7 protein-coding genes are annotated in these 8,730 nt (G+C 47.5%); all 7 read left to right on the top strand.

Features of this window, described 5'->3' with window-relative positions; translation table 11 throughout:
• Positions 1 to 28 precede the first annotated feature (28 nt).
• The 7 genes from MHN33_RS03915 (at position 29) to MHN33_RS03885 (ending at position 8,587) form a co-directional block, all read left to right on the top strand.
• Positions 29 to 982 carry a TauD/TfdA family dioxygenase gene (locus MHN33_RS03915; protein ID WP_239395810.1) on the top strand — a complete coding sequence of 318 codons (954 nt, stop codon included), beginning with the start codon at positions 29 to 31 and terminating at the stop codon, positions 980 to 982.
• A 73-nt stretch (positions 983 to 1,055) separates the two neighbouring features.
• Positions 1,056 to 2,423 carry a serine hydrolase domain-containing protein gene (locus MHN33_RS03910; protein WP_239395808.1) on the top strand — a complete coding sequence of 456 codons (1,368 nt, stop codon included), beginning with the start codon at positions 1,056 to 1,058 and terminating at the stop codon, positions 2,421 to 2,423.
• 209 nt (positions 2,424 to 2,632) lie between these two features.
• A complete protein-coding gene (locus MHN33_RS03905; protein WP_239395806.1) occupies positions 2,633 to 3,193 on the top strand; it encodes a DUF697 domain-containing protein in 561 nt (186 codons plus the stop codon).
• 97 nt (positions 3,194 to 3,290) lie between these two features.
• Complete coding sequence (locus MHN33_RS03900; RefSeq protein WP_239395804.1) at positions 3,291 to 3,473, top strand: hypothetical protein; 183 nt, start codon at positions 3,291 to 3,293, stop codon at positions 3,471 to 3,473.
• A gap of 183 nt (positions 3,474 to 3,656) precedes the next feature.
• On the top strand, positions 3,657 to 5,318 hold the full coding sequence (locus tag MHN33_RS03895; protein WP_239395802.1) for a cyclic peptide export ABC transporter: 1,662 nt from the start codon (positions 3,657 to 3,659) through the stop codon (positions 5,316 to 5,318).
• Positions 5,315 to 6,472, top strand: a complete 1,158-nt coding sequence (locus MHN33_RS03890; protein ID WP_239395791.1) for a prohibitin family protein — start codon at positions 5,315 to 5,317, stop codon at positions 6,470 to 6,472. The genes MHN33_RS03895 and MHN33_RS03890 overlap by 4 nt, the downstream gene beginning before the upstream one ends.
• Before the next feature lie 1,509 nt (positions 6,473 to 7,981).
• Positions 7,982 to 8,587, top strand: coding sequence for a class I SAM-dependent methyltransferase (locus MHN33_RS03885; RefSeq protein WP_239395789.1), 606 nt, complete (start codon positions 7,982 to 7,984; stop codon positions 8,585 to 8,587).
• The last annotated feature ends 143 nt before the right edge of the window (positions 8,588 to 8,730 follow it).

The raw sequence follows: 8,730 nt of genomic DNA, 5'->3' as shown, positions 1-8,730 counted from the left end.
AATACCTTAATTAAAGGATGGGAATAAAATGGATCAGTTACTATCACCAGACATGGATTTAAATTCCGCCGATACAGATCAACGGATCCATGATCTCTCAGGACAAAAGCAAAGTGGTCTTGCCTGGGTAAAGGCGAATGTGAAGGAAATTAATGCCTGGGTTGACCGCGATGGCTTCGCGCTGCTTCGCGGCCTCAATATCGTTAGCACCAATCAGTTCAGTACTATTCTGGAAACAATCTTTGGCGAGCCGTTAAGCCAGTATATCTATCGTTCCTCCCCGCGTACCGCGCTGCGTAATAACATTTACACGACCACCGAATATCACGCCGATCAGGTGATCCTGCAACACAACGAAAATGCCTACTCCAATTGCTGGCCAATGCGGATGGGCTTTTTCTGCGTTTTACCGGCCACCACCGGCGGTGATACGCCGCTTGCCGACAGCCGTGAAGTATACAAGCGACTGCCTGAAGCGCTCAGAGACCGGTTTGAAGCGCGCGGCATTATGTATGTACGCAACTACGGCGACATAGACTTGCCCTGGCAGGAAGTGTTTCAGACGCAAAGTCGCGATGAAGTGGAAGCGTATTGCTGGAAAAACGACATTCAGTGTGAGTGGTTCGCCGATGGCAGGTTGCAGACCCGGCAGTTCAGGCCAGCAGTGATGAAGCATCCGCAAACGGACGAAAAGGTCTGGTTTAATCAGGCACACTTGTTTCACTGCTCTGCCGTAGACACAGACATGCCCGACAGCATTGGTGCAGACTATTTACCGCGCAACGCCTATTACGGCGATGGCAGTGAGATAGCCAAAGAAGATATTGATGTGATCAACCAGGTCTATCGCGATCTGACTTTTTCTTACCCCTGGCAGCGCAACGACATTTTGCTGCTGGATAACATGCTATTTACCCACGGCCGTCAGGCTTATACCGGCACTCGTAAGGTGCTGGTGGGAATGGCAAAAGCGGCACGTTAAGGCGTGCAATCCGGGGTTTGTTAGTGGTGCTGCGGTTGGCAAACATAGTGGTCAAATTTGAGGAAGCAAAACAATGAAATGGTTAAACCCGTCAAGGCTGAATATCATGGTAATGTGCCTGATAAGCCTCGCTCTGGCATCGTGTCTGCAAAATAAAAGTACGGCGAAAGACACCACGATCACCGCATCACAAATAGAAATGATAGACGCCTCGGTCAGGCAATATTGCGATGCCATGGTGTTTTTCGGCACTATTTATATTACGTCTATTGATAAAGTGGTTTATGAGCACCACTGTGGTCCGCAAAACATCCAATACAAGGTGGATAATACGGTTAAGTCTAAGTACCGGATCGGATCGAATACCAAGGCGTTTGCCGCGGCGATCCTGATGCGTATGCTCGAAGGCAAGGACCTCAGAACCGAAACTGTCGGCGACCATTTACCCTGGTATCCCAAAAATCAGTGTGCAGACGTCACCTTGCACAACCTCCTTGCCATGTCGTCGGGGATCCCGAATTACAGCGACAATGAAGAGGTGTATAACAACTGGGGCTGGCGGCCTTATTTGTATGACGAAACCCTTAATCTCAATGGGCCGGAAGGGTTTGGCAACCGCTTTTGTACCTGTGAAGAGCAGGGCGGGCAGCCGTCCTTCAGTCAGGGCAGCAAATACGAATACAGTAACTGTAACTACTATCTGGTCGGCAATATCATTGAGCAGCTGGCGGCAGGCACACAAGGGGATATCGACCGCAGTTTCTGGTTCAGTAATATCCTCAAAGAGCAGATCCTCGACCCGCTGGATATGAGCGACAGTGGCTCGTTCAGCGCCATTGGGATCTATTCAGATATGACCACCGGGTACATTTACAAAGACAATCAGTATCTGCCACTGGCCAATGGTCGTCCACCGGCTACGGGCGGGCCGGCCCCCTACGAAGACATTCTGGTTAACCCTTACAGCAATCCCTTAGTGCTTTACTCGGCTGGTGATATGTACTCCACCGTGGAAGATATGCACAAGTGGGATCAGGGTTTGTATACCAACAAAATTCTTAATGAAGCGCAAAAGCTGGCGGCATTTGCACCATATTCCAATACCGGAAGTTCCTCGTCGTGCGAATACTATGGCTACGGCTGGTTTGTCACTTATATCGACCCTAACCAGTACGGCAAAGTGGCCGATTGCCCGGATGATCCGAGCGAAACCAACCTCAGAAAGTACGAGAAATTCTTACAGTATTCAGGCAGCTATCCGTACTCATGGGTTACCAGTTTTAACCGTCTGCTGGAGCGGGATCAAAACGTGATGGTGTTTAGTAACTATGTGAAAACCGGCACTGAGTCGGACTGTATTGCCGAAGAAATTCGCAACATCATCTTTTACAGCGATAAACACCGCACCGAAGCCTGTCAGACGGTGTTAGATGAAGCGTAAAAAAGAAAAGAGATCAGCAGTGAATTACAGCGCTTGTGTATCGTATTCACTGCATTTTAAACGCATTTACTTGCTGTGTTTTAGGACATGGAAAGTGAAAAAGGGCAAGTTAGGGTCTAGGCTTTACCTGACTTGGTGGGTTTAACAACTGTTTATGCCAACTGAGTTTCTAACGACGTTGGTACCATTCCAATCATAGAGGAAAAAACATGACAGCGACAAAAACAGCGAAGGATGAGAAGGCCACAGCGGCTGCTGAAGCTGCAGCAAAGCAGGACTCAGTAAGTGTTGAGGTTGAGAATCGCGAAGCGGTAGCGCACATTATTGTCGACAAGTACACCAAATGGTCTTTTGGTACGGGGCTTATCCCAGTACCGGCAATCGACTTGGTGGCCTTGACTGGGGTACAAATTAAGATGATAAGTGAGATTGCCAAAGTATACGGTCAGTCTTACAGTGACAATAAGATCCGCGGTACGGTAAGTGCGGTGATTGGCGGCTCATTCCCACAGTCTTTGGGCGGTGCAGGACTTAGTAGTTTCTTAAAGTCAGTACCAATCATTGGCACGCTTAGCGCAATCGCATTTATGCCAGTAGTATCCGCTGCGTCTACCAATGCAGTAGGTTCTACGTTTATCAGACACTTTGAAAATGGCGGTACTTTGCTAGATCTTAATCTGGCAAGTATTAAGGGAGACATCTCTGAAATTGCGGCAAAGTATCGAAAAGATAAAGGCAACAGCACTCAAGACACCCAAGCTACAGCGTAAGTTGAGAGGCTAAAACACAAATAAACCAGCAGCGCATCTGTTGGTTTATTTGCTCATTGGTAAAACCGAGCTGAATGTCAGTTCATAGGAGCAAAATATGTTAGTGACTTTATATCTGGTGTTATGTGTACTTTCTGGTTACTGGGGACGCAACACGTTCGCAGGCCCTATAGGCTTCTTTTTTATTGGCCTGATCTTTACACCATTCGTGAGCTTACTGGTGTTATTGCTTGCAAAAACACGTCTGGCAGAGCCAAAAGAAACGGAGGAGCAACAGTAAACCTTGCATTGCCAACACGCATCGCTTGATTGTGGTGGAAAAATAGGCAAGCTAATAACCAGAGGAAGTATATCCTCAAGATAAGATAACAAGGATTGCAGTTTTGGCTGCGTCGTAGCGCTCAGTATTCTGACCAGTGGCGGACTTTCAGGCCACTGGTAACACAATGAAAAGACAATAAAAATGGTATTATACGATTTAATAAGTCGAAACATTAAAATTAAAAAAAGGACCTTTGTATTACTCGGTTGTATCTCTGGCCTTGCCAATGCATTGGTGCTTGCCCTTATCAACAACGTGGCAGAAAATATATCTGATATCCACAAAGAGAACCATGTATTTTACTATCTGGTGCTGTTTACCCTGACTGTGCTGATCTACGGGTTAACTCAGCAGAGGCTGATGACCAAAGCCGCAAGAATGGTCGAAAAAGCCATTGATCATATGCGTGTTGAGCTGTTTGAATCGGTGCGACATACCGAGTTATCAACGCTTGAAAAGATCGGTAAGGAGCGCATTTTTAATACGCTCAGTAAAGAGCTGCAAACCATTTCTCAGTCTGCCCAGCTCTTTGTGATCATCGGTCAGTCGATAAGCCTGGTCTTTTTCACCTCATTGTACATTGCCTATCACTCGGTGATGGCGTTTGTGGTCCTGAGTGTGCTGATCATGCTGGGGGGCAGTATTCATCGGTTACGGGCCAATGAAATTCAACGCAATATGGCGCTGGCATTTCAGAGCGAAAACCAGCTTATCCAGCGATTGTCAGACTTGCTCGACGGTTTTAAGGAAGTAAAACTGAGCGCACCCAGAGCGGACGATCTGGAACATGAGTTTTCGCTCTCGTCGGGCAAAGCGCGGCGTGCGCAAACAGTAACTAAAACCTTGTTTGCAACCGACTTTGTGCTCTCTCAGATTACCTTTTTCGCTGCGACCGGTGCGATGGTGTTTTTTGTACCTGTGTTATCAGATGTTTACCCTGAAGTGGTGATTAAGGTTACCACAGCCTCCTTGTTTTTAATCGGTCCTATTACCAGTATTGTCGGTGGTATTCCGGTATTCACAACTGCCACCGAGGCGGCGCAAAATGTGCTGGCACTGGAAGCAGATCTAAAACGAGAACAAGCCGAAACCTCGCCACCGCGTAATACCCAGATACACCCTATTGATAGCTTTGAAGAATTGAGACTGGAAGGCGCGTACTATCAACACAATCGCAAACCCGGCGACCGACCGTTTTTTGTCGGACCTGTCGATTTGACGGTTAAGCGAGGGCAAATCACTTTTATTACCGGAGGGAACGGCAGCGGCAAAACCACCTTCATTCGCATGTTAACCGGCTTATATGAACTTCAGGCCGGGCAAATCTTTTTGGATGGACGACCGGTTCATGATGCCGACCGGGAGAGCTTCCGCAGCATTTTTACATCGGTTTTTGCAGATTTTCATCTGTTTAAACAACTCTATGGGATCAGGGCTACCTCCCAGGAAGAAATTGACGAATGGCTGGTCTTTTTAGAAATGAACGCTAAGGTCAGCGTTCATGATGGCGAATTCAGCACCATAGACCTCTCGTCAGGGCAAAGGAAGCGCCTGGCGTTGCTGAGTACCATACTGGAGAATCGGCCGATTTATATCTTTGATGAGTGGGCCGCCGATCAGGACCCAATATTCAGACGTAAATTCTATGAACAGGTACTGCCCAGGCTCAAGGCCCGTGGTAATACCGTGATCGCAATTACACATGACGACGCCTATTTCCACCTGGCGGACGTGCATTTGAAGATGGTAGAAGGACAACTAATGGAACATCATGAAGTAGAAACCGATGGAGTGCCGTCATGAATATAATCCTGCCTCCTGATCTGATGCTCATAGGGCTGGCCGGCGCCTGTCTGCTGATCCTCATTGCCAATCTGGTGATGCGGGTACTGCGCCGGTACAAACCGGCATGGCGTAAACGCATATTGTCCTGGCGGTTCAGAGCCGGCCTTACCCTGTTAATTTGTTTGTTCTTAATTGTGGCACTGGTCCCTTTTATTTTTGTCAGGGTCGACTCTGGTGAGGTTGCTGTATTGTGGAAACGTTTTGGTGGAGGTACGTATCTGGAGCAACACTTTAGCGAGGGTACAGTATTGGTGATGCCCTGGGATAAACTGATTATTTATAACGGACGCTTTCAAACTGCTCATGAAAACATTGATGCCATTACCAATGAGGGACTCAGGATCACACTCAATGTTACCGTCAGGTATCGCCCAGTCATCGAACATGTTCCGTATTTGCACCAGCTGGTGGGCCCAAAATATCTCGAAGAAATGGTGTTACCCGAGGTGGCGTCTGCGGTACGTATGATAGTGTCGCGGTATCGGGCTGAGCAGGTCTACAGTCATCAGCGGATCAAAGTGCAAAAGGAGTTGCTGGAAGAAGTGCTGCATGAGTTGCACCTGCAGGAAGAGACTATTTTAGAGCAAACAGGGCATATGAAAAATGGTCATACTCTGGTTAATCTGGACGATATGCTCATAAAGCGGGTAGATGTGCCGGATAAGGTGCACGAGGCAATCATCTCAAAGGTGAACCAAAGCTACCTGAATGAAGAGTATGCAATGCGCCTTGAAGTGGCTAAGAAAGAAGCGCAACGTAAGAAAACCGAAGCGCAAGGTATTGCTGATTTTCAGGAAACGGTAGCCGGCGGAATTTCCGAAACCTACCTGAGATGGCGCGGTATTGAAGCCACTATTGAACTGGCAAAATCAAATAATGCCAAAGTGGTGGTGATAGGCAGTGGCAAAGATGGACTACCCTTGATCCTAAATACCGAAAGCAGCCTGAATGGATCGGTACCCAGCCTGAGTCAGGAGACAACCAATTTGGTTATGGCGGAGGAAGTGACAAAACCTCAGCCTGACTATACTTACAGTGTGATCAAGCCAGGTGAACCTATGACCAAACACCATATGACCTCAGCAAAATCAGGTGAGCCATTACATAAATAACGCAATGGGACAGGCGGGTTAACTCAACGGCAAAGTGCCATTGAGGCCGTCTGCTTGGAGCGTCCGTGTTATATAAGGAGGCCTTTTATTCGAAAAGGCTTTCCTTGTTCACGGCGGCTCGATTGAATTGTATTCAATGACCAGGTTATCTCTGTCGCTATGCAGTATTTGATACAGGGGACAGCTAATCAGTACGATCAAAGTTCAAATGCACATGACGATTTCAAATTCACTTGCGTTTTTCCGTATTCGATACGCGAACAGCTAATCAGCACCATCGAGCTTCGGTTATACATGGTGCTCGCACCATCATTTGGGTCGTAAAGGGGGTTTACATTAATCTTGCACAGGAAGCTGTATGTCCCAGACCTACTTGCAATAGCAAGCACGAACTTACTTGGCAGACACTAAAAATGTGAGTCTGGGCGCCCGCAAAGAAGGACAATAAAGGAAATACACGGAGGAAGGCACATTGAGCAACCTGTGTAACCATTGGGCTGAATTGCGCCACGACAAAGGCTTGTGTGCTAGGAAAGAGCAAAGAGGCCTAATTAAAACATAGCCGGATTTAGCGAGCAATCTCGAACAAAATCAGGGCATCTGGCGTGTTCTGGGTGATACCTGTTTATGGTGGTAACCTTGCTGTTGGGTAAAAATAACCATTACACATCCATATTTTGTTCTTATTTATTGGTTAATCTTTCGGGACGGTCTGAGGGAGCACTGTCTGCTTATGAATCGAACTGTTGTCGGTGGGTAACCACCTGCACGGAGTTGTTCCGTGTGGCTGTATGAGTCCGGATAGGAACATTTCGCGTTTCTGTTCGCCCTAAAGCAAGGGTTCGATAGCTTATTTGGTCTTGATTGAGAGAGTAAATAGAGTAAACAGGTACAGTCTCTGGCCAGGGTAGCCTGAAAAGGTGGTCAGAGTGAAGCGACTGTAATTGAGAGTACTTGTATCAAGGCACATTGGATGTGCCTTTTTTCTTATATGAAGCTCATTCTTTTTAGTCAGTCACTCTTTCAGTAAAGGTCGTTGAGCTGCGAGTCAGACGCCGGGCTACCAAGTCCGCTGAAAGCGTTTGTCAAATTGTTATTCCTGTACTCACCTATTAATAAGCAATCAATTGTCTTTTGACGTTTCCCAAAACCAACCAGACCATCCGCAGGTAGGTCACTCACCTGTCGGTTCAGGCCCGCCATTTAATTTGTAATCAAAAGTTGAGCAATTGTATTAAAATCGCTAATAACAGCGGACAAAAAGCTACTCAACCAGACAAAAGTGTTGTAAATTATTTAGGTGTCTGCACCAAATGATGGCTCATTCGCTCTTGCGTTATAAACTCAAAGAGCATGCCGGCACAACTAACAAGCATAGTTTTATCGTGTCGCGCAAAGGAAGTTGTAACCGCCGAACAACAGGAAAGAGCCGGGTAAACACTCAGGCACTGCCACCTGTCCCATGCATCACCTCCTTACCAGCTGCACCACAGAGTAAACGGGTGAGTGATGTCAGACTCCACATTAGAATACTACAGCCGCAATGCTGTCAGCTTTGCCGAGGCAACTTTTGCGGTGAACATGCAGCCACTGTATGACGAGTTTTTACCCGCCATACCCAAAGGCGGTAAGATCCTTGATGCCGGCTGCGGCTCCGGCCGTGACGCACTGGCGTTTAAAAACCTCGGCTACCGGGTCGATGCCTTCGACGCCTGCGCAGAGCTGGCCAATATCGCCAGCTTCCATCTGGAACAAGCTGTAGGCTGTTTCAGTTTTGATGAACTCAGAGCAACCAGCACCTTTGATGCCATCTGGTGCTGCGCCAGCTTGTTACATGTCCCCATGGCAGAGCTTCCGGAGGTTTTTCAGCGCCTGCAAAACGCACTCAAACCAGAAGGCATCATTTATATTTCTTTCAAATACGGCGAGGGCGAACGCACCACAGATGGCCGCGCATTCACAGACCTCACAGAGCAAAACCTGAACGCCGTACTAGCCCAAAACACCGGCCTTAAAGCCCGCAAAATCTGGCAAACTGGCGACCAACGCCCCGGCCGCGAACACGAACGCTGGCTCAATGCGTTGTTAGAAAGGGTGGGTGGCGAGTCTGGTTAACGTGTAATGTGGTGTAACTTGGAATTTGACCTCAATCAGAACAACCAAACTTAACCTTATGATATAGTAGAAAAGTTTTAGTTATTAGGAACGCCAGTCGGCCCCACAAGCGAAACAATGGATAGGAAACTCTTAAAGACAGG

It is taken from the genome of Pseudoalteromonas sp. OOF1S-7 (assembly GCF_022347765.1).
In the GTDB taxonomy this organism is placed as follows: domain Bacteria; phylum Pseudomonadota; class Gammaproteobacteria; order Enterobacterales; family Alteromonadaceae; genus Pseudoalteromonas.
This window is presented reverse-complemented; position numbering and strand designations above follow the sequence as displayed.